20 protein-coding genes are annotated in these 26,038 nt (G+C 37.8%); 3 read left to right on the top strand and 17 right to left on the bottom strand.

Annotated elements, in window-relative coordinates; translation table 11 throughout:
- Window positions 1-3 precede the first annotated feature (3 nt).
- The 12 genes from BTO21_RS20045 to BTO21_RS06620 all read right to left on the bottom strand — a co-directional run bounded on the left by BTO21_RS20045 (window position 4) and on the right by BTO21_RS06620 (window position 15,613).
- Entirely contained in the window at window positions 4-141 is a 138-nt protein-coding gene (locus tag BTO21_RS20045; RefSeq protein ID WP_170064497.1) for a hypothetical protein, read from the bottom strand.
- Between the two features lie 300 nt (window positions 142-441).
- Window positions 442-1,698, bottom strand: a complete 1,257-nt coding sequence (locus BTO21_RS06670; RefSeq protein ID WP_045032735.1) for a dicarboxylate/amino acid:cation symporter — start codon at window positions 1,696-1,698, stop codon at window positions 442-444.
- A gap of 358 nt (window positions 1,699-2,056) precedes the next feature.
- Window positions 2,057-3,187, bottom strand: a complete 1,131-nt coding sequence (locus BTO21_RS06665; RefSeq protein ID WP_045039084.1) for an S-(hydroxymethyl)glutathione dehydrogenase/class III alcohol dehydrogenase — start codon at window positions 3,185-3,187, stop codon at window positions 2,057-2,059.
- Window positions 3,188-3,584: 397 nt separating this feature from the next.
- Entirely contained in the window at window positions 3,585-4,154 is a 570-nt protein-coding gene (gfa, locus tag BTO21_RS06660; protein ID WP_045031772.1) for an S-(hydroxymethyl)glutathione synthase, read from the bottom strand.
- A gap of 309 nt (window positions 4,155-4,463) precedes the next feature.
- Window positions 4,464-5,075, bottom strand: a complete 612-nt coding sequence (gene gfa / locus BTO21_RS06655; protein ID WP_082056901.1) for an S-(hydroxymethyl)glutathione synthase — start codon at window positions 5,073-5,075, stop codon at window positions 4,464-4,466.
- Between the two features lie 183 nt (window positions 5,076-5,258).
- On the bottom strand, window positions 5,259-6,485 hold the full coding sequence (locus tag BTO21_RS06650; protein ID WP_045031769.1) for an NAD(P)/FAD-dependent oxidoreductase: 1,227 nt from the start codon (window positions 6,483-6,485) through the stop codon (window positions 5,259-5,261).
- Between the two features lie 542 nt (window positions 6,486-7,027).
- The gene (locus BTO21_RS06645) at window positions 7,028-7,921 is read right to left on the bottom strand and encodes a LysR family transcriptional regulator (protein ID WP_045031767.1); all 894 of its coding nucleotides are present in this window, start codon (window positions 7,919-7,921) and stop codon (window positions 7,028-7,030) included.
- Between the two features lie 251 nt (window positions 7,922-8,172).
- Window positions 8,173-9,399, bottom strand: coding sequence for an NRAMP family divalent metal transporter (locus BTO21_RS06640; RefSeq protein ID WP_045031764.1), 1,227 nt, complete (start codon window positions 9,397-9,399; stop codon window positions 8,173-8,175).
- A gap of 235 nt (window positions 9,400-9,634) precedes the next feature.
- The gene (gene budA / locus BTO21_RS06635; protein WP_045031762.1) at window positions 9,635-10,354 is read right to left on the bottom strand and encodes an acetolactate decarboxylase; all 720 of its coding nucleotides are present in this window, start codon (window positions 10,352-10,354) and stop codon (window positions 9,635-9,637) included.
- Between the two features lie 11 nt (window positions 10,355-10,365).
- Window positions 10,366-12,030, bottom strand: a complete 1,665-nt coding sequence (gene alsS, locus BTO21_RS06630) for an acetolactate synthase AlsS (protein WP_045031760.1) — start codon at window positions 12,028-12,030, stop codon at window positions 10,366-10,368.
- Window positions 12,031-12,306: 276 nt separating this feature from the next.
- Complete coding sequence (locus tag BTO21_RS06625; RefSeq protein ID WP_045031758.1) at window positions 12,307-13,497, bottom strand: NupC/NupG family nucleoside CNT transporter; 1,191 nt, start codon at window positions 13,495-13,497, stop codon at window positions 12,307-12,309.
- Between the two features lie 646 nt (window positions 13,498-14,143).
- The gene (locus BTO21_RS06620) at window positions 14,144-15,613 is read right to left on the bottom strand and encodes an MltF family protein (RefSeq protein ID WP_065193331.1); all 1,470 of its coding nucleotides are present in this window, start codon (window positions 15,611-15,613) and stop codon (window positions 14,144-14,146) included.
- 300 nt (window positions 15,614-15,913) lie between these two features.
- Here BTO21_RS06620 and BTO21_RS06615 point away from each other — a divergent pair, with 300 nt between their 5' ends.
- Together BTO21_RS06615 and BTO21_RS06610 are read left to right on the top strand one after the other, a co-directional pair.
- Window positions 15,914-16,702 carry a hypothetical protein gene (locus BTO21_RS06615; protein WP_239998038.1) on the top strand — a complete coding sequence of 263 codons (789 nt, stop codon included), beginning with the start codon at window positions 15,914-15,916 and terminating at the stop codon, window positions 16,700-16,702.
- A 77-nt stretch (window positions 16,703-16,779) separates the two neighbouring features.
- Entirely contained in the window at window positions 16,780-17,271 is a 492-nt protein-coding gene (locus tag BTO21_RS06610; protein WP_045031755.1) for a YehS family protein, read from the top strand.
- A 77-nt stretch (window positions 17,272-17,348) separates the two neighbouring features.
- On the opposite strand, the gene copI is transcribed toward BTO21_RS06610, so the two are convergent.
- The 5 genes from copI to BTO21_RS06585 all read right to left on the bottom strand — a co-directional run bounded on the left by copI (window position 17,349) and on the right by BTO21_RS06585 (window position 24,896).
- Window positions 17,349-17,954, bottom strand: coding sequence for a copper-resistant cuproprotein CopI (copI, locus tag BTO21_RS06605; protein WP_045031752.1), 606 nt, complete (start codon window positions 17,952-17,954; stop codon window positions 17,349-17,351).
- Between the two features lie 3 nt (window positions 17,955-17,957).
- Window positions 17,958-21,170, bottom strand: a complete 3,213-nt coding sequence (locus BTO21_RS06600; protein ID WP_045031749.1) for an efflux RND transporter permease subunit — start codon at window positions 21,168-21,170, stop codon at window positions 17,958-17,960.
- Window positions 21,170-22,891, bottom strand: coding sequence for an efflux RND transporter periplasmic adaptor subunit (locus tag BTO21_RS06595; protein ID WP_105026736.1), 1,722 nt, complete (start codon window positions 22,889-22,891; stop codon window positions 21,170-21,172). Before BTO21_RS06595 ends, BTO21_RS06600 begins: the two co-directional genes overlap by 1 nt.
- A gap of 12 nt (window positions 22,892-22,903) precedes the next feature.
- On the bottom strand, window positions 22,904-24,280 hold the full coding sequence (locus BTO21_RS06590) for a TolC family protein (RefSeq protein ID WP_045031745.1): 1,377 nt from the start codon (window positions 24,278-24,280) through the stop codon (window positions 22,904-22,906).
- A 223-nt stretch (window positions 24,281-24,503) separates the two neighbouring features.
- On the bottom strand, window positions 24,504-24,896 hold the full coding sequence (locus BTO21_RS06585; protein WP_052672707.1) for a hypothetical protein: 393 nt from the start codon (window positions 24,894-24,896) through the stop codon (window positions 24,504-24,506).
- A 295-nt stretch (window positions 24,897-25,191) separates the two neighbouring features.
- Between BTO21_RS06585 and lgt the strand changes: the two genes are divergently transcribed.
- Complete coding sequence (lgt, locus tag BTO21_RS06580) at window positions 25,192-25,992, top strand: prolipoprotein diacylglyceryl transferase (protein ID WP_045031743.1); 801 nt, start codon at window positions 25,192-25,194, stop codon at window positions 25,990-25,992.
- Window positions 25,993-26,038: the final 46 nt, after the last annotated feature.

Genomic DNA, 26,038 nt, shown 5'->3' with positions numbered 1-26,038 from the left:
GTATTAGTGGTGTGCACGATTAGCACGAGACTCTCGTTGCCCCAAATTTTGTTGTATAGCAAACTCAAGTCGCTCACGAAGTTGGCGAGATTTAGTTTCAGCACTTCTAAATCCAAATGATTGTAATAATTTTTTGACCATAATTAAAACCTATTAATTTATATTAAGACAACACATAACCCTTCAATGAGTATGGGTATGGTTGTCTTAAATTATTAGTGAGTTAACATCGTCCTTGAGCTTCTAAGTGCTCCATTATATCGTTGATTTAAGTAAACAGTACTTTTATTGATATAAAGGATGTTAAAAAAACAGTAATAACAATAGCTTATGTGGTTATTGTTATTACCATATGGTGATTCTATGACACAGTTAAGGTCGTGTCAAAGCAATATTCTGTTGTTATTCGATAACACGATAACATGCTAAAAAAGACCTAGATCACACTTTTGTTGACTGGTTTTGCCATTTGTCGACAACTAACGCCGCGATTAGATCCCCTTCAACATTGACTGCGGTACGAAAAGTATCCAATGGCCGTTCAATTATTAATAATATTGCGATAGCTTCAAGTGGAATACCTACCGCAAGTAATACTAGTTGCATACCTGACATTGAACCTGATGGCATACCGGGTGCACCGATTGATGACACCATTGCCATGATGAAAATTAGAATCAATCCTGATGTTCCAAGTTCAATACCATAGAGTTGAGCAAGAAAAATAGCTGCAACTCCTTCAAAAAGAGCGGTACCATCCATATTCATGATCGAACCTAATGGTAATACCATACTGCTAGTCGGTTGTGATATACCTAAATCTTCTTGTGCTGTTTGCAATGACAGAGGCAGGGTGGCAGAGCTTGATGAGGTTGCAAATGCCATAGCCATAGGGGCTGATAGAGCACGAAATAATGTTGAGTATTTAATACCGGTAAATATTTTAGCCAGTAGTGGTAATACTATTCCACCGTGGACCAACGTCAGTGAAAAAACTAATAAAGCAAATAAAAGCAATTCACCAAAAATACTATTTCCGCTTTGTGCTGTAAATTGAAATACAATCGCAAATACGGCTAAAGGTGCCAGTTTAATAACCGCAGAGATGACTCGGTTAATCGCAATGTTGATCCCTGAAATAATGTCAAAAACAGGGTGCTCTGATGGTAAGCTTGCTAATAATGCAACACCAAGTAATAGGGCAAAAACAACAATGGCTAATAGATTGGTTGTTGCGAGTGCTTGAAAGGGGTTAACTAAGGCCATGCTGAATAATTTTTCTGCAATAGCACCGCCAGATGAAGCACTATTATCAATTAATTGAATGTGGTCACCAACAGTGATTTGTGCAGTGTCAATTAAATGGGGCCATTTGGGAATAGCCAGTGATACACCAAGACCTAAACAGATCGCGAGGGTTGAGGTTAAACTATAGAAAGCAATTGTTTTATAGCCTAATGTTTTCAAACGCGAGGTAGATCCTATGCTGGTAATCCCTTGTAATAATGAGAATAATACCACGATACCTACCAGCATTTTAAGTAAGCCAATATAGGTTGTTTTGGTGAGCATTAATAATTTAAATGCTGTGGAGTGCTCAAAACCCGCTTGCAAAGGTAGGATAGAGGCTAACCCCCATGCCAGTAGAGCAGCGATCATTAATTGAAAAGGTAACGATTTGAATAGACGACTGTTCATGAAAAGGTCTCTGTTCGGTATTCGTTTTGTAACGAGAATATAAAAGAAGGACTTGGTATTAAAAGGCTTATTAATTATAGAGAGTGCTTAATCCAAGTAATGTATTAAATATAAATTATTATGTAAAAAATAAAAAACGCTCTGACATAGAATGGCAGAGCGTGACAAATGTCATTCTCAATTAACGATGATTTAGATAAAGTTCTAAATAGGATTTATGTAAAATAAGAATATATTATCATTAATGAGTTAATTGCTAATCCATTAGCGTATGGTATTGAACAAGTGAAGATAAAAAATAAGATATCCCTACGCATATTATTATACGTAGGGAATAGAGTCTTATGCAGGCTAATAATTACTTATCGAAGTGAATAACCGTACGGATACTCTTACCTTCGTGTAATAGGTCAAAAGACTTATTGATGTCTTCTAGGCCCATGTTGAATGAGATGAAATCGTCAAGCTTGAACTCACCCGCCATGTAACGGTCAACGATACCTGGAAGCTCTGAACGGCCTTTAACACCACCGAATGCAGAACCACGCCATACACGACCAGTCACTAGTTGGAATGGACGGGTAGAGATCTCTTGACCCGCACCAGCAACACCGATGATCACTGATTCGCCCCAACCTTTGTGACAACACTCAAGTGCAGAACGCATCACGTTAACGTTACCGATACACTCAAATGAGTAATCAACACCGCCGTCAGTCATTTCAACAATGACTTCTTGAATTGGCTTGTCAAATTTCATTGGGTTGATGCATTCAGTTGCACCTAATTTCATTGCTAGGTCAAACTTACTTTCGTTGATATCAATCGCAATGATACGGCTAGCTTTAGCCATAGTACCACCGATGATTGCAGCAAGACCGATACCGCCAAGACCAAAGACAGCGATAGTGTCGCCTTCTTTAACTTTAGCTGTATTAAGGACTGCGCCCATACCTGTAGTTACGCCACAACCAAGCAGACATACTTCTTCAAGTGGTGCTTCTTTGCTGATTTTAGCTAGAGAAATTTCTGGAAGTACAGTGTACTCAGAGAAAGTAGAGCAACCCATGTAATGGAAGATTGGCTGACCGTCTTTGTAGAAACGGGTAGTGCCGTCTGGCATTAGGCCTTTACCTTGCGTTTCACGTACTGCCTGACAAAGGTTAGTTTTGCCAGATAGGCAGTATTTACACTTGCCACACTCAGCAGTGTAAAGAGGGATAACGTGATCGCCAACTTCAACACTTGTTACGCCTTCACCGATCATTTCAACGATACCGCCACCTTCGTGACCAAGGATCGCAGGGAAGATACCTTCTGGATCGTCGCCTGATAATGTGAATGCATCAGTGTGACATACGCCAGTAGCAACGATGCGAACTAATACTTCGCCAGCGCGAGGTAACATTACATCAATTTCTTCAACAGAAAGAGGTTGTTTAGGACCCCATGCGATAGCAGCTTTTGATTTGATAAATTTGTCAGTCATCGTTCACTCTCTTAAAAATATATGTGACCCCATGTTCAAGCATGGTGTTCGTTGTTTATTATAGTCACAAATGTAATACCATCATGTGACTTGATGCAGCTATTATATTTGTTCCTTATAAATTGATAATCCCTCAAAATGGAAAATCATTATTACTGTAATGTAATAATAGGCCTGTTTTTTAGTTTAAACGTTGTTTATCTCCATACTAGGAGCTGTGGTTTAGGTTAGATCATTATTGTTGAGTATATGTAGAGTTATCATTTAAGTGTGACATTGGTCGCATTTGTTTTTATGTGGATCAATATATTTAAAATTAAAGGATAAAAAAAAAGCAATATCAAAGGATGATATTGCTTATATATATTATGACAAACTAATTGTTATTATTGTTCTATTACGCTTGTGGGTGACTTTGAGCGTAAACGTGTGTAGCGATTGCATCCATAAGAGCTGGAGATAGGCAATCGTACGTATTAAGACCTAATTTGTTAAGACGAGCACGGATAGCTGCCATATCTTTAGGATCAGTACCTGTTTCAATGATTGATGAAACAAAAGCTGCAAACTCAGGTGCAGACCAACCTTCGTCAGTAGATAGTTCAGTATGAACGAAATCTAAACCGAAGAATGGGTGGTTAGTATTGTCGATACGACCATACATGTGAACACCACATTCTTTACAAGCGTGACGTTTGATAGCTGCAGACTCGTCGATAACAACAAGTTTTTCAGCATTTGCAATTACTTCAACATTGTCACGTGAAATAACAGCGATTTGTGAGAATACTGCGCCTTCTGGTTTCCAGCATTTAGAACAACCACAAGCGTGGTTATGTGCAGTTTGGCCTGATAATTTTACACGTACAGTATTTGATGTACAGTTACAGTTTAATACGCCACCTTGGAAATTTTCTTTAGTTGCAATGAAACCGTTATCAATTGAAGGGTGTAGAGATATAGACATAAAATTTCTCTTATTGGATTGTTATTAGATAATATTATTTTGTAGGTTTATTATAATTAATTATAGATGTCATTTACAAAGGCACCATTTAATATAGTGCAAGTACGATCAAAATGAAAAATTAACTATAATAAAAACCATTAAACATATATTGGGTTGATGGAATATATTCTATTCTTATTTTTGTTTTTAACAATAACGAATACTGTAATTGATTATTACCAAATAGGAACAATCAAAAATAATAGATAACCCTAATAAGGCACAACTTAAAAGGGCATCATTATGAAAAATAAATTAGCGGTTATTTTATTTGCTTTTACTAATGTGGGTTGCAATGGCATCCATTAAATCAGGTGATAAGCAATCGTAAGTTTCTAAACCTAATGATTCAAAACGTTCACGAATTGCAGACATTGATTGAGGATCTGTACCTGTTTCAATCACAGAAGAGACAAATGCAGCAAAGGTAGGTGCAGCCCAGCCTTGTTCGTTAGATAGCTCTGTGTGAACAAAGTCTAATCCATAGAAGGGGTGATTAGTGTCTTCAATGCGACCATACATATGTACGCCACAATCTTTACAAGCATGACGTTGAATGGTTGCGGTTTCATCGATGATCATGAGTTTTTTAGCATTTGCTATAACTTCAACATTATCACGAGGAATAACGGCAACCTGTGAAAATAATGCACCTTTAGGCTTCCAACATTTAGAACAACCACAAGCATGGTTATGAGCAGTTTGCCCTGATAATTTAATGTTTACTTTATTTATTCGACAATGACAGCTAATTAAACCACCTTTAAATGTATTCTTAGTTGGATTAATTCCATTATCAATCGCTGGATGTAATTTAATAAAAGACGATGTAGAACCTTCGGTGTTATTTCCGAATAATTTAGCAAAGAATTTTTTCATTATATTATCTTATATGTAGAGTATTAAAGTATGGATATAAAATATCAGTAGTAATATATTTAGGTATTAGGTATTAGGTATTAGGTATTAGGTATTAGGTATTAGGTATTAGGTATTAGGTATTAGGTATTAGGTATTATATTCGGCTAATATTATTAGCCGAATATTGATTATTTTTATTTATTACATTCCGTTAGGTTGGAATAGTGCTTTTAATCGTTTAGTAATAATTAAGCGTGATACCGTAAACATGCCTTCAACTGTACGTTGGTGAAGGCGGAAAATAGTATCGTAAAGACGACGAATAAGACGCCCCTTAAAGACCAAATTATTTGCCATCTTTGAATTAGGCGCAAATGAGCCTACAGCAAAATGATGTCCAACAGCGACAACCATACCACCATCTTTAAATTCAAAATCAGTCAGTTCTTTACCACGTAATAACCCAGTTAAACTTTTGGTTAAATGCACGGCAGCACGGTTAGCTGCTTGTGCTTTTGGTGGAACAAAACTACCGTCAGCTTGTGGAATTGATGCACAATCACCTAAAGCAAAAATACTGTCATCAATGGTCGTGGTTAAATTAGCATTAACAACAATTTGATTCATGCGATTGTATTCTAAACCACCAAGGCCTTTTAACCACTCAGGCGCTTTTACACCAGCAGCCCAAAACTGAATATCAGCCTCTAATGGTTGATTATCTGCTGTAACCATGCCGTGTTCAGATACTTCACTGATACGGGTATTTAAAAGGACATTAATATTTGTACGTTGTAGTTCTTTTAATACTTTAGCCGACATTTTTTGTGGGCTATTTGGCAGCACACGATCTGCAGCTTCAATCAGGTTGATTGTTAGTTTAGCGGCATTATAACGCTGCAATTTGTGACTTACTCGAGCAAGCTCAGCAGCAAGTTCAACACCTGTTGCGCCTGCACCGACAATATTAACGGTACGATCATTGCCTTCTCGCAACAATTGGCTGATCTTGTTCCATGCATGGCGAGCTTGGCTTGCTGAATCGAGGAAAATACAATTATCACGAGCACCAGTGGTGTTAAAGTCGTTACTCACTGCGCCAACGGCAACAACAAGGTAATCATATTTAACCGCAGCTTCTGTACCATCGTTACGACGAACAGCAAGCATCTTATTTTCACGATCAATATCTGTCATTGCTGCTTGGTAATGCTGGTAACCATTGACTGCGCCATGGGTGAAATAGCAAACTGAATCTAGTTCGCGGTCAAAAGTACCTGCTGCAATCTCATGTAAACGAGGTTTCCAATAGTGATCTGTTTCTGGCTCAACCAGAATGATTTCATGTTTTTTACGGTTAGCTTTTGCTAACAATGTTGATAGTTCTATACCGGCAGCACCGCCACCTACAATAACGATTCGTGACATAACGAATACCTCAAAAAGTGAACCCTAGACATCATTCTCAGGGGATGGTCTTTCCATCATTAAATCTATGAGCTGATCCGTTGCTACAAAATGACTTTTTATTAGCCACAACACGCAGGGCGGCTACCTGATATCTTATATGTAATGAATTTCTTTGATATAAGACAATTAAATTAGTCAAATTTCAAGTTCTGTGAACTCAACACAGGTATTTTTTTTAAAATATCGCTGTTGCGCCAGTGGTGACCATTATATTGTAAACTTTTATAAGCACAATCATACAAAAAAACAAATAACCTTTACTGTGGTGTAATAATTAAGGGTGTAATTATGTGCTAGTAAAGATTGGTAACAATAAATCGCTGGTAAAGTAAGGGGTTATATGTATTCGGGTAGTGTGCATAACTATACAGCTGAAGGTGTGTTAAAGAGTAGAAAAAACAACCTAAAGCAAGGGTTGTTTTCTTATAGGGTAAGAATATTAGCGGAGTTAAAAAAGAAAGAAGTAGCATGAGCGGGGAAGCTCATGCTAAAAAAATAACTTAAAACGATTCAATATCCGTAAATTGTCCTCGAAGCCAGTGAATTGCTGGGCTTAATTGAGAACCGATAGGATAGATAAGGGATGCTGACCATACATTACTGGTGATCTTACTGAATGAAAGATTAAGTTTTTGTACCATTTCATTTTTAAGATCATGTTGTAATACAAAATCGGGTAAACAACAAATACCAATATCTTCACGGCATAAAGACAAAATAGTATGGATGTCTTCAACATGCCATAATTGCAATGCTGCCTTTGCTTCATCAAATGGTAGTGAGTCTAAAGATGCAGGGATCAAAAGACGTTGCTGACAAAAATCTTGATAACTTAAGGTTGTTGCACCAGCATTAAATTTATCAAGGTACGATTGAGTCGCAACCCAACTTACATTGATATTAAATGCTTGGGTGTATTCTAGATTCATTTTATTTTCATGATCAAAAATGCCTAGTGCAATATCAAGATTTTTAGCTTTGATCTCTTCTGCTAAACGTTTACTGTTTTGTTGCATAATGAATAATTCAATATTAGGTAAATCAGAAGATAACCTTTTGATTATTGATAGTATTTTAGCATTACAAACCAGTGGATCTATACCGACTTTTATTTTTACATCATTCATGTGGTAAATAGACAATGAGCGCTCCAGAAAGGTCTGGTATTGCGCCATCATTATTTTTGCATTTTTGAGTACATGTTCGCCTTTTTCTGTTAGTCGAGGACATTTACTCGAACGATCAAAGACTTGAAATCCTAAATCAATTTCAAAATTTTGAATAGTGAGGCTAACTGCAGCTTGGGTTTTATTTAGCTGTCGTGCAGCAGCACTAAACGAACCATATTCGGCAGCAGCAATAAATGAGGTAAGAGTTTCAATCTTTATATTCATTTTTTAACGATTCATCTTATTTATTATAATGAGTATTGGTCATATTTTATCGAACTACATAAAAATGACTATGTTGGTGTGCCTTTAATATAACTAAAACCTATACCTAAAGACAACCATTAGTACTTCTTATATTGATATTTATTATATTTGAGGTTTTATTGTGGTGATATCAATTTGAAAGTATGAATATTTTTGTTATTACGATAAAGCTGTAGGGAAAAGGTATACCATTGGCATACCTCTAGCTGTTAGCCTATAAATTTAGTAATGAAGCCACTAATATTAGACAGACTCGCTAAGCTCATCACTATCACAATAGTAACACCAATAGCGGTAAGATAAAGCGGGTGTTTGTAATCACCAACAATGTTTGGTTTACGTGTCGCTGCAAGCATTGTAGCAAGTACAATAGGTAAAATAACACTATTAACCAGACCCGCAAGCATCAGCAATAAGATAGGCATATTCATCAATACTGTGCCTACCGTGGTTAGCATGATAAATCCTACGCACCATGATTTTTCATTGCGGGCAACGACAGGAAAAAGTGTCTTTATGAGTGATATCGCCATGTATGAGTTGCCTACGACAGAGGTAATTGACGCAACAAATAATACCAACCCAAAAATAAAGTAACCCACATCCCCCGCACCATGACGAAATGCATCTGCCGCAGGGTTGGATGGATCTAATGTTACTCCCGTTGTGATAACACCTAATACTGCACAAAATAATAAGATACGAATAATAACGGCAATAGAAATACCGGCCCATGCCGTTTTGGTGACATTGTGTGTATTTTCAATGCCTGTTAATTTCACATCAATTAATCGTTGTGCGCCCGTATAATAGCCACCAACCGCTCCACCGACGATAGTTAATGTTGGTAATAAAAGGTTGGAAAAATCAGAAGGAGCTATCGCTGCAATGACGGTAGGTGCTAGTGGGGGTAAGTTGGTCAGGGCAACATAGGCAATTAATATGATCATTAATAATCCTAAGTAACGCGCCATTTGGTCCATGCGTTTGGATGCATTATGGACAATAAAAAGTAGGCTTCCAATAACACCAGTAAAAAGAGCGCCCCAAGTGGTGTCTAGTCCTGTTAGAACATTCATACCTAGTGCTGAGCCACTGACATTACCAAAGTTGAAAGCAACGGCACCAAGCGCTAATAGAATGCCGATGAAGTATCCCATGCCGGGTGCTACTTTATTGGCAATATCTTGAATACGTAAGCCTGAGACGCCAACGATACGCCATAAGTTCATCACAATGCCAAAAGTAATAAACATCGAGGCAAAAACAGGGAAAGCCATATCAACGTTATAAATATTGGTAAACACAGCGGTTTGTGTTAGAAAACCAGGGCCAACAGAAGTGGTCGCCATTAGAAAAGCAACGCTTAAAATAGCTTTATTTTGCCAGTTTGTGTGGCGAGGGGAGGTAGTTGTAGTTAATGTGTCAGTTTGCATAATCAATCCCAAAATCAAAGTCTCTCATATTTATAAAAATAGAAAGACAACTGATGGGGATCAGCTGCATTGTGGTGATGTACGTTTCGCTAAAAAGCACTGTAATGTAATCGATTGCTTCAGCTGGCGCGGATAGTATAGAGAGTCTTTGATATTGTCAATAATGTTTGTGAAAACAGTAAAAAAAAGCTCTATCCTTTAAAAGAATAGAGCCTGAAGGAATATTTATTAGTGATTATTTTTCAGTGGTATGAATCGCAGCTTTAAGATCATCAGGATTTAAATTAGCACGATCAAATTCTTGAGAGGCTGGCATACGAAGATGGAAATCTTTAAATATTTCAACTTCAGCAGTACCTTCAGTTAGAATAAAGTCACTAACATGGCCACCTTGGGTACGATCATCACTGATAAAATGAAAGTGGAAACCAGGTACGTTAATACCGATCATGTATTCAGGGATTTTAAAGCCAATCATCACGCCTGACACATGCGTCATTTCAGCAATAGGTTGATGTTTAACTACTTCAACCATTGGAGGGTAAGGACGATGCTGTGCAGGTACTGTGCGTGTTTTAACGTATGAGAATTTGCCCGTTAAACGAATAGCATTGATAGCATTATTCGCAACAAAATCTTTTTCAAGGCAAGTTTCAAACTCAGCTTTAGTTAGCTCAATAAGGCTTACAGTGTCTGTCGGTTCGAAGTTAACCACACCAGCAAATGGCGTCGTGATATCATGATCAACTAAATGCACCTTACCTGTACTGGTAAGTTGATACACTTCATCTCCTAAAATAATCATCTCACCATCAAGATCATTAAAGGTACCAATACCAAAGTTACCGTGATCAAGTAATTGACCAATGGTAAAATCACCTTGATATAAACCTGCAATTAAAGCGCTCATCATTGAGGTTTGGTAAAACGTTTTGTCGTTGTTTTTATTACTCATGACGCATTCCTTTAATCTTGTTGGCAAGGGTGAAGTTGATCAAGTAGACGGCTGTTATCGCGGTAGTCTACATTAACGTTAACTAATACAGGGCCACTTAATGCCATTGCTTTACGTAATACGGGTTCAATATCATCAGCAGTATTAATCGCTAAACCATGTGCACCAAAACTTTCGGCATACTTAACAATATCAGGGCCCATGAAGCTAACTGCACTTTCGCGGCCATACTTCTTAAGTTGCTGAATTTTAACCATATCGTAGCTGTGATCTGTCCAAACAAAGTGAACAATATTACATTTATGACGAACAGCTGTAGCTAATTCCATTGATGAGAATAAGAAACCACCATCACCTGACATTGAGATAACTTTTTCGTTTGGTGTCAGTAGTGAAGCTGCAATAGCCCAAGGTAAAGCAACACCTAATGTTTGCTGACCGTTACTGAACAATAGACGACGTGGTTCAAATGAGTGGAAGTAGCGCGCCATCCAAATGTAGATAGAGCCTACATCGCAACATACAGTAGTATCATCACTTACAAAGCGGCGTAGGTCATGCACAAAACGTAGTGGGTGGACACCCATTGATGATGTTTTGTTAACGCCCATGCGCATAATTTGTTGTAAATCTTGACGTAAATCTTGGAATTTTTGATTTTTTTCAAGCGGCTCACGTGCATCTAATTCAGCAGCAATAGAACTAACAGAAACCGCAACATCACCAACAACTTCTGAAACCGGATTATAACTGGCTTCTAAATCAGCTTGTTGATAACCGATATGAATAATGGGGGTTTTACCGTCTTTATTCCATAAGATTGGATCGTATTCAATTGGGCTATAACCAATAGTAATAATTAAATCAGCATTGTTTAATGCAATATCACCTGGTTGGTTTTTAAATAAACCGACGCGACCAAGGAAACAATCATATAAGTCATGAGAAATAACGCCTGCGGCAGCAAAGGTATTAACGACAGCTATTTTAGTTTGTTCGAGTAGCTGACGAATGGAAGCCGTTACAAATGGCTGACTTGCATCCATACCTAATAATAACACGGGATTTTTAGCCGCATTAATAAGATCAGCTGCTTGACGAATAGCTTGTGGGTGCGCACCACCAAATAAAATTGGCTTCGGTTGTTGTACTTGAATAAAAGGGATTTGGTTGGTTAGTACATCCTGAGGAAGGCTAACAAAACTTGCCCCTTGAGTCGGTTGCTCGGCAATACGAAATGCTTTATGAACCACGTCAGACACTGAAGCAGTGTCCATTACTTCTGCGGAAAACTTAGTAATAGGATTAAATAGAGAACGTGTATCCATTGATTGGTGCGTATTATGGGAATACATCGAAAGTGGAACCGCACCAGCAAGTGCAACAACAGGGTCACCTTCACTATTTGCTGTTGCTACGCCAGTAACAAGGTTTGATGCGCCAGGACCAGACGTTGCAAGACAAACACCAGCTTTACCTGTTAAACGACCTGTTGCTGCTGCCATGAAAGCCGCATTTTGTTCGTGGTGACAAATAATGATTTCAGGACCGTTATCGCATACAGCATCGAATACGGAATCGATCTTAGCACCAGGGATACCAAAAATATGCGGAACATCATGTGCGTTTAGAGTTGCAACGACAAGCTCTGCACCTGAAATGGTTTTATTTAACATATAAGCCTCATGGTTATAATTATTAATCGGCTCAGGACATGTTTTCGCTAAATCGAATTTTATGTGATGAGTAACACAAAATTTAAATTATTTATCATACAAATAGAAGAGGCTAAAATCGGAAGTTAATATTACTTATTTAATTAAGTGCAGTGGAATTGATCTCATATCGGTTAGAAAGGTAGAGATTTAAGTGGAGATAAAAAGTTGAAGATATTAATTATTATACGATTAAAAATGGCAGGGCTTAAAAATCCCTGCCATTAATAAATGTTGCTATAGCATTATGTTGGCAATTAATGCTGATAAAATACTAACTAAAGTTGAACCATAAAGTAAACGTAAACCAAAACGCGCTACCATATTACCTTTTTCTTCATTAACACCTTTAACCGCACCAGCAATAATACCGATAGAACTGAAGTTTGCGAATGAAACAAGGAAGATAGACACAGTACCTACCGTGTGTGCTGATAAACTGCCTACTTGCTTTTGAAGATCCATCATTGCAACGAATTCATTCGTAACCAGTTTGGTTGCCATGATACTGCCTGCTTGTAATGCCTCATGAGCAGGTACACCCATTAACCAAGCGACAGGGTAGAATAAGTAACCGATGATGTTTTGGAAACTGATACCAAACGCAGCACTAAAGCCGGCATTGATCATTGAAATCAAAGCAATGAAACCAATAAGCATCGCTGCAACAATAACGGCGACCTTAAAGCCCATTAAAATGTATTCGCCTAGCATTTCAAAGAACGTTAATTTTTCGCCACTTTCAGCTGCCATCATTTCATCGATATCCATTTCTGCTTCATGGTCATAAGGATTAATAATGGAAAGAATGATGAAGGTACTAAACATGTTTAGGAATAATGCTGCGACAACATATTTAGGATCGATAAGCTTCATGTATGAGCCAACGATAGACATTGAAACCGTCGACATTGCTGTTGCCGCAAGGGTATACATACGACGTTCAGACATACCACCTAAAATATTTTTATAGGTAATAAAGTTTTCAGACTGACCAACCATCAATGCACTAATTGCGTTAAATGATTCTAGCTTACCCATACCATTCACTTTAGAAAGTAAAAAGCCTAAACCTTTGATGATATAAGGTAATACTTTGATGTGTTGTAAAATACCAATTAGCGCTGAGATAAAGACAATCGGCATCAATACACTAAGGAAGAAGTTAAAATCATTGTTATTCGATAAATTACCGAACACAAAATTAGTACCGTCAGATGCAAATGAAAGCAGACCATTAAATGCATCAGCGAACTCTTTAACAATACCAGTACCAGCAGATGAGTTAAGTAGGAAGTAAGCTAATGCTAATTCAATAATAAGTAATTGAATAATATACCGATATTTAATGTTTTTTCGGTTATTACTGGCAAGTAACGCTAATACTGCAATAACGACTAACCCGAGTATAAAGTGTAGATAGACCATATTAGATTGTGCTCAGTGTGATTATTATCTGTTTATGTGGTTATGCTGAACGATTTCATTCTTAGATAAAGTGATATATATCGCAATTTTAATCCAGAGGTTTTTTTTGTAATTGACAAAAACTAATTTCTCAATATTGCGCAATCGCTTGCTATTTGTTTCTATATGGCTATAAATAATGTTAAAAAACGATAGGGTTCGTCAGTGTGAATTATTGTGAATTAATAAATTCGTGACATAAGTATCGTTATTTGTCGTACTAAACCCTGATTGTTTGATTGTTATGGCTAATTATGAATATTATTTGTTACAAAGTTGTTTGTGTCATTTTGTGTGTGCATAGCGTAAGAACATGAGATTACATTTATTTGTAGTGTTAAATTTACAATGTAATATTGAAAATATGAGCACTTATTGGTGGCTGCATTAATTTACATTAAGGATAAATAATAGGATGATATTTATTCTATTTTTATTGTGATTGATAATATAATGAAAAAATCATCAAAAAATCGTAAATTATGGTATTTCCATAAACAAGATCGTCGTGATAAGCATTTATCCATCCCTAATTTAAAAGCATAATATAACGTACATATTGAATTATGCTTTTAAATTGCCTAAATGAAATCACGATAAAGGTGATTTACTTAAATAATACTGAAGCATCAAATCGATACGGTGGAATAAACGGTCTAATGCCTGAATCACGGAAACGTTGAAGTTTCATTATTTGTTTATAAACAATGAAATAACGATTGATGTTATTAACATAGACGATAGGCTGTAGCCCTATATGTTTACGAGTAATGAGTTCAACATTATTAAACCAAATATTAGGATTATAGCCTTGTTCTTTTGCATAGCGACGCATTTTATTGATGTTTCCTGGTCCTGCATTATAAGCCGCTAATGAGAGATAAATTTTATTATCATAATCTATTTCGCTACTACTAAAGTATTGATCTTGCAGATAACGCATATATTTAATACCAGCGTGAATATTATTGGTTGAGGTATAAATATTAGGTATGTCAACATTGGGATCACGGGCTGTACTGGGTAATATTTGCATAATTCCTACTGCCCCTTTATTGGATACCTTATGTTGATTAAGCCCTGATTCTTGAAAGCCTTGTGCCATTAGCATTAAATAATCAAAATCATATTGCTTTGAATAACGAAAGAATATATGCGAGAGATTTTCCATTTTATCAATATTATTAGGATCAAGTAGGGTATGGAGCCAGCGGTGGTTTTCTAAATACTTGTTATAAATCATATTACCTATCAAGGTACCCTCTTTGACGGTATTAATATATTTATTCACCATTGCCATCAATTTGGGGCTGTCTTTACGCATTGCCCATGCTATTTGACCATTGTTACGCAAAACAAAACTATCATTGACGCGAATGTTTTTTAAGATTGGCTCCCAAATTTTTATCTTATGATCATCAATGACAGTTGCATTGAGTAAATCTAAATTTATAAGTTCTAGTAACTCATAGTCTTGTAAGGTTTCGTCTATAAATAATATTGATGCTGGTGGTAGGTTTTGCATCCGTAATTTATTATTAATTTTGAGTAAACTTTGATAGTAGCTAGAACTTTTTCTTACCCATATTGTTTGGCCGCTTAAATCGGTTACCTTAGTGAAAGGTGGCTGTTTTTTATTATTAATAAGAATTTCTGAGATATTACTTAGTACGGGCTGGCTAAAGGCGACTATTTTTTTACGTTCCGCAGTGATCGTAATATTAGCAACAGCTAAGTCACCTAAACCTTTTACGAGATAAGGCAGCAGATTATCTCGATGAACAGGGATGACTTGCAGGTGTAAAGATGGGTAATTTTTATGAATATCTTTCCCAAAGTGTTGTAATAAATCAGCAACAATTCCTTTGGTGGTACCATCTTCAATGTAATAAAAGCCTAAATCGGCCGCAACTAATACTCGCAACACGCGTTTTTTTTCCAGTACCGCTAAATCACCGACATATTCAGATCCATTAAGAGGAGCGAGCTGAATAGCATGAGTATGGAAACTTATTAACAGTAGGCACAAAGCTGTGAGGCTATGTTTATACTTAATGAGGTGTGGAATAGTGATCATTATTTACCTGCCATACCGAGTAAACGTAAATTAATAGGTTTGGGATTAATTATGGTTGGTAATGGTGGGAATTTCCTATTTATCTCGGTCTTTTGTATGATTTATGCTAGTTTTTCATATAGTAAATATAATGATATTATAATTAATTAGTGTTTTTATTTGTTGGTTTTTTTTACAGGTAATAATTTGATAATTAAAAGAATTATTTCTGTATTGATAGCAGTGTTATTATTGTCATCATGCAGTATGGCCGCTACTTATTTTGTGCGGAAAACACTTTATGTGGATATTTTGGCATATATGCCAAAATATCTAAACGAAACATCAGGATTGGCTGTTATTGATGGTGACGTTTGGACTCAAAATGATACTTATGGTCAGAATAAACTTTATCGGTTAGATCATGATTTAACGGGTATTGCACAAGTAGTAACGATTAATAATAGCCGTAATCGCGATTGGGAAGATCTGGCGCAAGATCAGCAATTTTTATATGTTGGTGACATTGGTAATAATCTGGCGAAACGTAAAGGTGGTGTGATTTATAAAATCGCGCGAAAGGGGCTTAGTCAGCAGCCAGCAGTAGTACCGACTGCAGTATTAAATTATCAATATAGTGATTTTAAAAAAGGTTGGTTTAATAAGCATAATTTTGACAGTGAGGCGATTACTGTTGTTGGCGATCAACTGTGGCTATTTACTAAAAACTGGAAAGATGAAAAAACGAAGCTTTATCAAATAAATACAGCTGAAACGGATAAAATACAACACGTAAAACCAGTGGCTGAATACCCAAGTAAAGGCTTAATTACTGGCGTTGATTATGATCCTCAAACAGCAACGTTAGCATTCATTGGTTACCGAAAAAATAAATACTTAGGCTATTCATTTATCTGGCTAGTGAAAGTGAAGAATAATAAACCAGATTGGTCAACAGGGATTTATAAGCAGTTAGATATTTACTCGCAATGGGAAGCTATTCATTGGTATGGCGCGGGTCGATTATTAATTACGGCAGAGAGTAATCCATTAAACAAAGCAATGATTGGCATAGTTGATGTACAAAAGCTACTAGATACGGGTGAATAGCGGTGAATTATCTGTTATTCTTCGCTGATAATTTCGCTGTGGTTATTGCAACGACAGCATACTAAATTGGATAAATTGTGACTAATAACGATGTTTTGCGCCGTGTTCGCTATACTTTTGAATTAAATGATAGTGAGATGATCGCTATTTTCGCTGCTGCTGACTGTGAAGTAACACGTGAGCAAGTATGTAGCTGGTTAAAAGGCGATGAAGCTGAAGGTTATAAAAGCTGTTCTGATGAGCAAGTTGCTATTTTCTTAAATGGCTTTATTAATCAAAAGCGTGGTAAAAAAGAAGGCGTCCAGCCTGCGCCAGAGCAGAAAATCACAAATAATATTATTTTTAAAAAATTACAAATTGCACTAAATCTAAAAGCAGAAGAAGTGCTTGATTTATTGAAGTTAGTTGATTTTCGTTTAAGCAAGCATGAATTAAGTGCTTTCTTCCGTAAAGTGGATCATAAGCACTACCGTGAGTGTAAAGATCAAGTATTGCGTAACTTTTTACAAGCACTACAGATCAACCTTCGTGGTGTAGAATCATTAGAAGAAACGACTGACGAGAAGTAATTGTCTTCGTTGCAAATAAATATTAAAAGCAGCTTCTATTGAAGCTGCTTTTTTATTAGCTGTAATTATCTTCTTTGCTACAACGTAATTGTTTTCGTCATTCCAGCATCGGCATGTCCTGCCATATTACAAGCAAGCTCTACTTTGTTACTGCCGTGGAAGTGCCATAATACCTGCTTGGCTTTTCCTGGGGCGATGGTGACGGTATTGCCATTATCAGCTTGATGATCTTTCGTCATCTTTCGATATTGTGCTTGCTCTTGTGGAGAGCCAATTGAAAATTCGTGCGCCATTTTACCTTGGTTGATAACGACAAATTGCACCACATCATTAGGTTTGATATCGACAGGTTGTTTGAAGGTGATTTGCATATCATCCGAGAGAATGACATAGGCCACTTTATCGGGTTTTGAACCTGCCGCAGGCATACCCACATCAGACATACTTTTCATATTCATCATCTGATGGTCCATTTTAGTGGTGTCCATTTGTGAGTGGTCCATACCACTATGGTCCATTTTAGTGGTATCCATTTGTGAGTGGTCCATACCGCTATGGTCCATTTCAGTGGCGCCCATTTGTGAGTGATCCATACCACTATGATCCATCGTTGAGTGATCCATAGCAGCAATGGCGTTTGTGGTTGTTAAGGCCATCGCTAAAATAAGCAGTGTTTTTTTCATGATTCATTCCTTTGTAATTGATGATGAATTTAATGATGCTGTGGTATTGGTATTGGTATTGGTATTGGTATTGGTATTGGTATTGGTATTGGTATTGGTATTAAGTTCGCGACTTTTCCAAAGTTTGAAAATGGCAGGAAGCACTAATAACGTTAGTAAAAGTGCAGATGACATACCGCCAATCATCGGTGCCGCAATACGTTGCATCACTTCTGAACCCGTACCTGAACCATACATAATTGGGATTAAACCAATGATAACGGTTAATACCGTCATCATTACTGGGCGTACCCGTAATCCGGCACCTTCGCTAATCGCTTGTTGTAAATCATCAGCAGTTAATTGGCGCTGTTGATCTTGTGCATCTTGCTTTTTAAAATCCCATGACTGATTGAGGTACACCAACATAATCACGCCAATTTCAACCGCTACACCAGAAAGAGCGATAAAACCGACCCCGACAGCGATAGAGAAATTAAACCCAAGGATGAGCATTAGCCATAAACCACCGACCATCGCTAATGGTAGGGTTGCCATAATAATGAACATCTCTTGTAGGCGGCGGAAACTGAAATAGAGCAGCAGCATAATAATGACAAGGGTAATTGGTGTGACAATACTCAGACGGGCTTTTGCTCGCTCCATATATTCATATTGACCTGACCACGCTAATGAATAGCCAGCAGGTAGTTGCAATTGTTCGGCAACCACTTGTTGTGCTTCGCTAACATAAGAGCCTAAATCACGCTGTTCAATATCGACAAATACCCATCCATTTGGACGTGCATTTTCGGTTTTAATCATTGGTGGACCATCTTCATAACGAATATCAGCAACATCAGCTAATGCGATACGTGCACCATTAGGGGTAATTAATGGCAGATCTTTTAGTTTCGCGGCTGAATCACGGTAGGATTGCGGATAGCGAACATTAATCGGATAACGCTCTAAGCCTTCAATAGTTTCACCAACATTCATCCCACCGACTGCAGTAGAAACGATTTGCTGAACATCTTTAATTGCCAGTCCATAGCGAGCCGCTTGGCGACGATTAATATCAACGGTAACATAACGCCCACCGGCAACACGCTCAGCATAAACAGAGGTAGTGCCAGTGATGTTATTTAAAATAGGTTCAAGCTCTGATCCGATCTTTTCGATCACTTTCAGATCGGGACCTGCGATTTTGATCCCGATAGGGGTTTTGATCCCCGTCGCTAACATATCAATCCGCGTTTTGATTGGCATTACCCAAGCGTTAGTTAAGCCTGGAAATTGAATTAATTGATCTAATTGCTTACGTAACGATTCAATCGTGACACCTTCTCGCCATTGATCGCGTGGTTTGAATTGGATCACCGTTTCTATCATGGTTAATGGCGCTGGATCCGTCGCGGTATCGGCACGACCGACTTTACCCCAAACTGTTGCGACTTCAGGGACGGTTTTGATCAATTTATTGGTTTGCTGTAATAACTGGCGTGCTTTACCAATCGATATCCCTGGATAGGTGGTTGGCATATACATCAAATCACCTTCATCTAACGGTGGAATGAATTCACTACCAAGTTTTGTTAATGGATAGTAAGACGATGCCATTAAGCAAAGCGCAATCACGATAATTGTTTTAGGGAATTTAAGACTTACATTCAACAATGGTCGATAGAGTGCAATCACGGCACGGTTCACGGGGTTTTTATGTTCAGGTAAAATCTTTCCTCGAACAAAATAGCCCATTAACACGGGAACTAACGTAATGGCTAAACCTGCCGCTGCTGCCATGGCATACGTTTTCGTAAATGCTAATGGCGAGAACATTTTGCCTTCTTGTCCTTCCAGTGCAAATACTGGCACAAAACTTAATGTAATGATCATTAATGAGAAAAACAGTGGCGTACCAACTTCTTCAGCCGCTTTTCCTATCACTTGCCAACGGTTTTCATCGGTGAGAGGTGTACGTTCAATATGTTTATGAACGTTTTCTATCATTACAATCGCACCATCAACCATCGCGCCGATTGCAATAGCAATACCACCTAATGACATGATATTGGCATTGATACCTTGCCAATGCATGATGATAAAGGCGGATAAAATACCAATCGGTAAGCTAATCGCAATTACTAATGAAGAACGAATGTGGAATAAAAATAAAGCACAGACGATAGCAACGACAAGGAATTCTTCAGCGAGCTTTTGCCAAAGATTTTTAACTGCATGGTCAATTAAAGTTGAGCGATCATAAGTCGCAACAATTTCAACACCTTCAGGTAATCCACGTTGTAATTGTGCTAGTTTTGTTTTGAGATTGGTGATCACTTGACTCGCATTTTCACCAAAACGCATCACAATAACGCCGCCGACAGCTTCACCTTCACCATTAAATTCAGAAATACCTCGGCGCATTTGTGGGCCAAGATTGATATCTGCAATATCTCCTAATAACAGGGGTGTACCATTTTCAGTGACTTTAAGTGGTAATGATTTTATATCTTCAATATTGGTTAAATAGCCCGTGGTACGCACCATATGTTCAGCTTCAGCCATTTCAATAACGGAGGCACCTGTTTCTTGGTTACCGTTTTGAATTGCCATATTAACTTGCTGTAAAGTAAGGTTATACGCCCGCAGTTTAGAGGGATCTATTTGAACTTGGTATTGTTTAACCATGCCTCCAACTGTTGCAACTTCAGAAACACCTGCGACGGTTTGGAGTTCATATTTTAGAAACCAATCTTGTAAACTACGCAATTGTGCTAGATCGTGTTTACCTGTTTTATCTTGTAATACATAGCTATAAATCCAGCCGACCCCAGTAGCATCTGGACCTAATGTCGGTTTAGCATTGGCGGGTAATTTAGGCGCAACTTGGCTTAAATATTCTAATACTCGAGAGCGAGCCCAATACATATCTGTTTTATCGTTAAAGATAATGTAGACATAGGAATCGCCAAAGAAAGAATAACCACGGACAGTTTCAGCGCCAGGTACGGCTAACATGGCTGTCGTTAATGGGTAAGTGACTTGATCTTCAACTACTTGTGGTGCTTGACCTGGGTAGCTGGTCTTAATGATGACTTGAACATCAGACAGATCCGGTAGGGCATCGACGGGAGTATTTTTAACGCTGTATAAGCCACCAATGGTTAAAAATAAGGCTGCAATTAATACCAATAAACGGTTATTGATTGACCAACGAATAATAGCAGGGATCATTATTTATTCTCCATTGGTTTAAGATCTTGCAGAATATAATCGCTGCCATTTTTAACCAGTTTAAATCGCACCGGTTGATCCTGTTTAAAATCACTTAATACAATGGTGTCACTGACGGTAAAGTTCATTTCACCCGCGGGCCATTGCCATTCGGGAACGGGTTGGTGGTTTACGGTGATCATATTAAAATCAGCCATTAACATTGAGATATTGCCATTGACCCAAATCTCATTGATCATTTTGGACGTGTCTTTTTTATAATCAATAACTTGATACTGATTATTAGCTGTTTTTTGAATTTCAAATTTAATTTGTTGACCAACGATGAGATCGTTAATCGTAAGTGTTTGATTGACTTTAAAATCCATTGTCATTGCTGGCCAATTCCAAGCACTGACGGGCTGGTGGTTGATGGTTAAGATGCCTTGATCGCTATTGATCGCCGTGATCTCACCTTTGGCCCAAGTGACGATAGGGTGTTGATCGACATTGTCGACACCATTAATACGCGAGAGATCGGCACTTTTACTTGATTCTGAATCAAGCATAAATTGTGCAGAGGTGACAATACGATCGGCTGTGGTTAATCCAGCAAGTACTTCAACCCGATCATTTGCTTCGCGGCCAATATTGATCTTTGCCGAACGGTATTTACCATTTCCTTCAGCTAATACAACACGGGTCATATCTCCTGATCGAATAATAGCTTGGGTCGGAACCGTCAGTACTGGTTTATCAGTGGTCGGCGTTAAGGTGATATTGGCAAACATATTTGGCTTTAATTGATTATTATGATTAGCAAACTTTAACCGCATCCGTAATGTACGTGTTTTAGGATCTAAAATAGGGTAAACATAATCGACCTTACCTTGCCATTGCTGACCGGGGATTGCATCTAATGTCATAGTGGCTTTACTGTCAGTGGTTATCCAGTGTGCTTGGCGTTCAAATATTTCGGCATTAACCCAGACTTCATTAAGTGGACCGGCACTGATAGCCGCTTGCGCTGGGGATAGATAACCACCTTCACGGACGTTTAAACTCGCAATAACGCCATCAGCGATAGCTTTCACTTCGATGGTTTTGGTGGCTTTTCCTGTTTTGATAATATGTTCGATTTGTTGCTTATCAACGCCAAGAGCGGCTAATCGATCTCGCGCACCTTGCATTAATCCACTTCGACCGGTGCGATAAGCATTGAGTAATTCTTGTTGGGATTTGACGAGTTCTGGTGAGTAAAGGGTAAACAATACATCGCCTTGATTAACTTGCTCACCAACCGCATTGACGTATAACTTTTGGATCCAACCACTTACTCGAATATTGGTTTGCCAAAGATGACTTTCGTCAAAGGCAACATAGCCAATGGTATCTATTTTTGGCGATAGTTTTTGTTTAATCACTGCTGCTGTTTTTACGCCTAAGTTATTTTCAACGGCGGCATCAATAATAACCGTACCAGCAACATTTTTTTTTGCTGCGTCTTTTTCGGCATAAACAGGAATTAAGTCCATCCCCATTGGCGATTTACCGGGTTTATCGCGTTGGTAATTGGGATCCATAGGAGCAACCCAATACAGTGGCTCATTATTGGCTGTTGTTGTTTCAGCCATAGGCATAGATGCTGAATGAGTTGGCATGTAATGTGTAAAAGTAACACCAATAGCAGTACCAATAAGTAAGGCAACAGTGGCAATTTTAACGGTATTTTTTGACGTCATGATGTGACCTACTTATTGATTGTGATTATTTATCGTTGTTGATTGCTGAAGCTGCAATGAGAACGGTTGAATATCAAAGCCATTAATTAATGCGGCTAAGTTACTGTTAGTAATGTTTAAATCGGTAATGACACGCGCCTGTTCGATGACTAAAGCCAGTTCATCGGTTGCGGCGGCAATAACATTATTAAACTGTGCAGTATTATTTTGATAACCACGTTCTACTGCCTGTGTACGTGCTTTCGCTTGGCTAAGGAGGCTATCTGTATAGCGTGATAATCGTTGGCTTAAATTATCGTGCTCAACCAGTAAGGCATTTACTTTGGCATTCATTTGATTTAGCAGTAGGTCACGTTGTGATTTTGCTGCACCGACTTGGTATTGTGCTGCCGCATAATGATGATCTTGACGGTTATTAGTAAACAGTGGCAGATCCATGGTGATATAAGCACTAACTAGATCAGATGCAGGTTTACCCGACATACCATTGGCTTGGCGAGAGGCATACATAACTTCAAGGCCAAATTGAGGTTTATAGGCTTGTTGGGCGATGGAAACTTGGGTTTCATTAGCAGAAATAGCACTATTGGCAATCTGTACCATTGGGTGTTGTTTTAGCAATGAATAATGTTGTGTTGTGGCAGTTAAACGTGGCATTAATTGATTAAGCTGCTGCCAAGATAATTGGTTAGATGCTTGGATAATGGTTTTGTTTGTGAGCCAATCAGCCCCAAGCCACTCTGACAGTTGTGCCATGATGCGATGTTGTGTTTGCAGGTTTGTTTGTAATTTATCTTCGATTTTAACTACTTGCAGTTTTACTTGGAGTAAATCTTGAGCTTCACCACTACCGATAGCGTAGTTAGTGCTGGTGAAGTTAGCCAGCTCTGTTACAAGGCGATGATTACGTTGTAATACACGATAAACCGATTGTTGATAGCCCAACTCTAACCATAATTGCGTCATTTTATTGGTGATATCAAGTTCACGAACTGCTTGTTGAATACCGATTGCGTTAGCTTGAATATCACCTTTTTGTTGTTGCAAATCAAGCGTATTACCACGGTCAAATTGTTGCATTAAACCGATAGATAGCGTTGTCATTGGATCTTTGTTAATAGAAAAACTGTCAGTGGGTAAACCACCAATGCCAAGTTTTAATTTGGGATCAGGTAAACTATTCGAGCCTAAACTGGTTTCGAGCATAGCGTGTTGCTGAGCGTTAATTTGAGCCATATTGGCATCGCTCTTAATTGCAACTGTGATCAGCTGTGCAAGTTGTTGTTCCGTTTTTTCAATTGATGTGGTGAGTGGGGCAGCAAACAGAGTTGCAGGTGTTATCGCGCTAGCACTGATAGCCAGAACTAGCATAGAAGTCGTAACGTTCATAACGTAATCCAATCTTCCATAAGCGTATATAAACCCATTTTATCAACTGGTTAATTATTATAACGAAGCTAATAACGTCATAACGGTATAAAACAGTGAATAAATGGATTAAGGCTTATGGCGATCTTAGATCTGATGCCAAATAATTAAAGACAGATCATAAGATACAATTAATCTATCACGGACAATAATGATGTCGTGAGTAAAAATAGATTAAACAGATTTATGCTATTGGAGGTCTATATAGCGTTGGTGTTGAGGTATTTAACTGATGTGTTTTTTCTATAGCGATGAGCGTCAGATTTGATGGCTGAGATAAGTTTTCAAATTGGCTCGGGAGAAAAGCGACATTACTTATACAAGCAATAGAACAACATTTATCAATCCCCCCCATTTTATCGCAATGAGAAGGTGATTCTGGCGCTTGGTGGTGCTGATGATCAGTCATTGATTCATCATCACAGCAATCCATCGATGGCGACATTACCATCATTGAATGATTCATGCTGAGCATTTTTGCTGACATTAAAGGCGCACTAGAAGCAACACTTGATAGCAATAATGCTATAAGCGTAAAGCTTGTAATCCAAATTGTGCGAAGACGTTTAATGTACATCTTGAGCCTTTAATTAATGTTAGACGCTATTATATGCAATTATTGCTATTTGGCGTCAAGTGTTAATTACTATGTAACCACTTAATTAGTGAATAAAATTACAATATAGCGATTATGGAGATTACAATATAGTAGAGCATTACTTTGAATGGTTAATTATTAGGCATATTTATCCGAAAAAGTTTAATAAATTAAGCTACTGTTTATTCACCCCGCTGGTTTTTCTTGCTAATCTGTGATCATTATCGATAGCATCTATTGTTTTAGCTATTGTTCACTCAGAAGGTAATCTTGTTTGAATCATTTTGTTTGGGATGTTAATCCAATACTAGTGTCATTCTTTGGTTTAAAGATACATTGGTATGGCGTGCTATTTGCGCTCGCTATTACGTTTGGCTTCCAAGTTATGAAGTCAATTTATGAACGTGAAAATAAGCCAATTGAAAGCTTAGATTCATTACTGATGTATGCCGTGGTTGGTATCATTGTTGGCGCTCGATTATTTCATGTTGTGTTCTATGATCCAGGTTATTACTGGGCACATCCAGCGAAAATATTCGCAGTATGGGAAGGTGGACTAGCAAGCCACGGTGGTGGTTTAGGCTTAATCATTGCGGTTTATTATTACAGCAAAAAGTATGCTATTGATCGTATGTGGTTACTTGATCGTTTAGCGATTGCAACAGCATTATTTGGTTTCTTTGTCCGCTTTGGTAATTTCTTTAACTCGGAAATTTTAGGCACCCCAAGTAATTTGCCATGGGCAGTTGTATTTGAACGTGTTGATTTAGTACCACGTCATCCGGTTATGCTTTATGAAGGTTTCTCTTATCTAGCGATCTTCTTCTTATTATTTGCGTTATACCGTAAAACGGATATTGGTAAATACAAAGGACTGCTACTTGGTTGGTTCTTAGTGCTCGTGATGACAGTACGATTCTTATTAGAATTTATTAAAGTACATCAGGCTGATTATTCAACCGATATAGTACTTAATACTGGTCAGTTATTAAGTATTCCATTTATTCTGGTAGGTATTTATTTTGTGATTAAAGGTCAAAGAGCGCGTAGCTTAGACCACGCTAAAAATAGCTAATCTAACAAATAAGATAACTATAAAGAGAAAGCCGATCATACGATCG

This window comes from Photobacterium phosphoreum (genome assembly GCF_002954725.1).
GTDB lineage: Bacteria > Pseudomonadota > Gammaproteobacteria > Enterobacterales > Vibrionaceae > Photobacterium > Photobacterium phosphoreum.
Note: the sequence above shows the minus strand (reverse complement) of the source record. Positions and strands in the feature narration are given on the sequence as shown.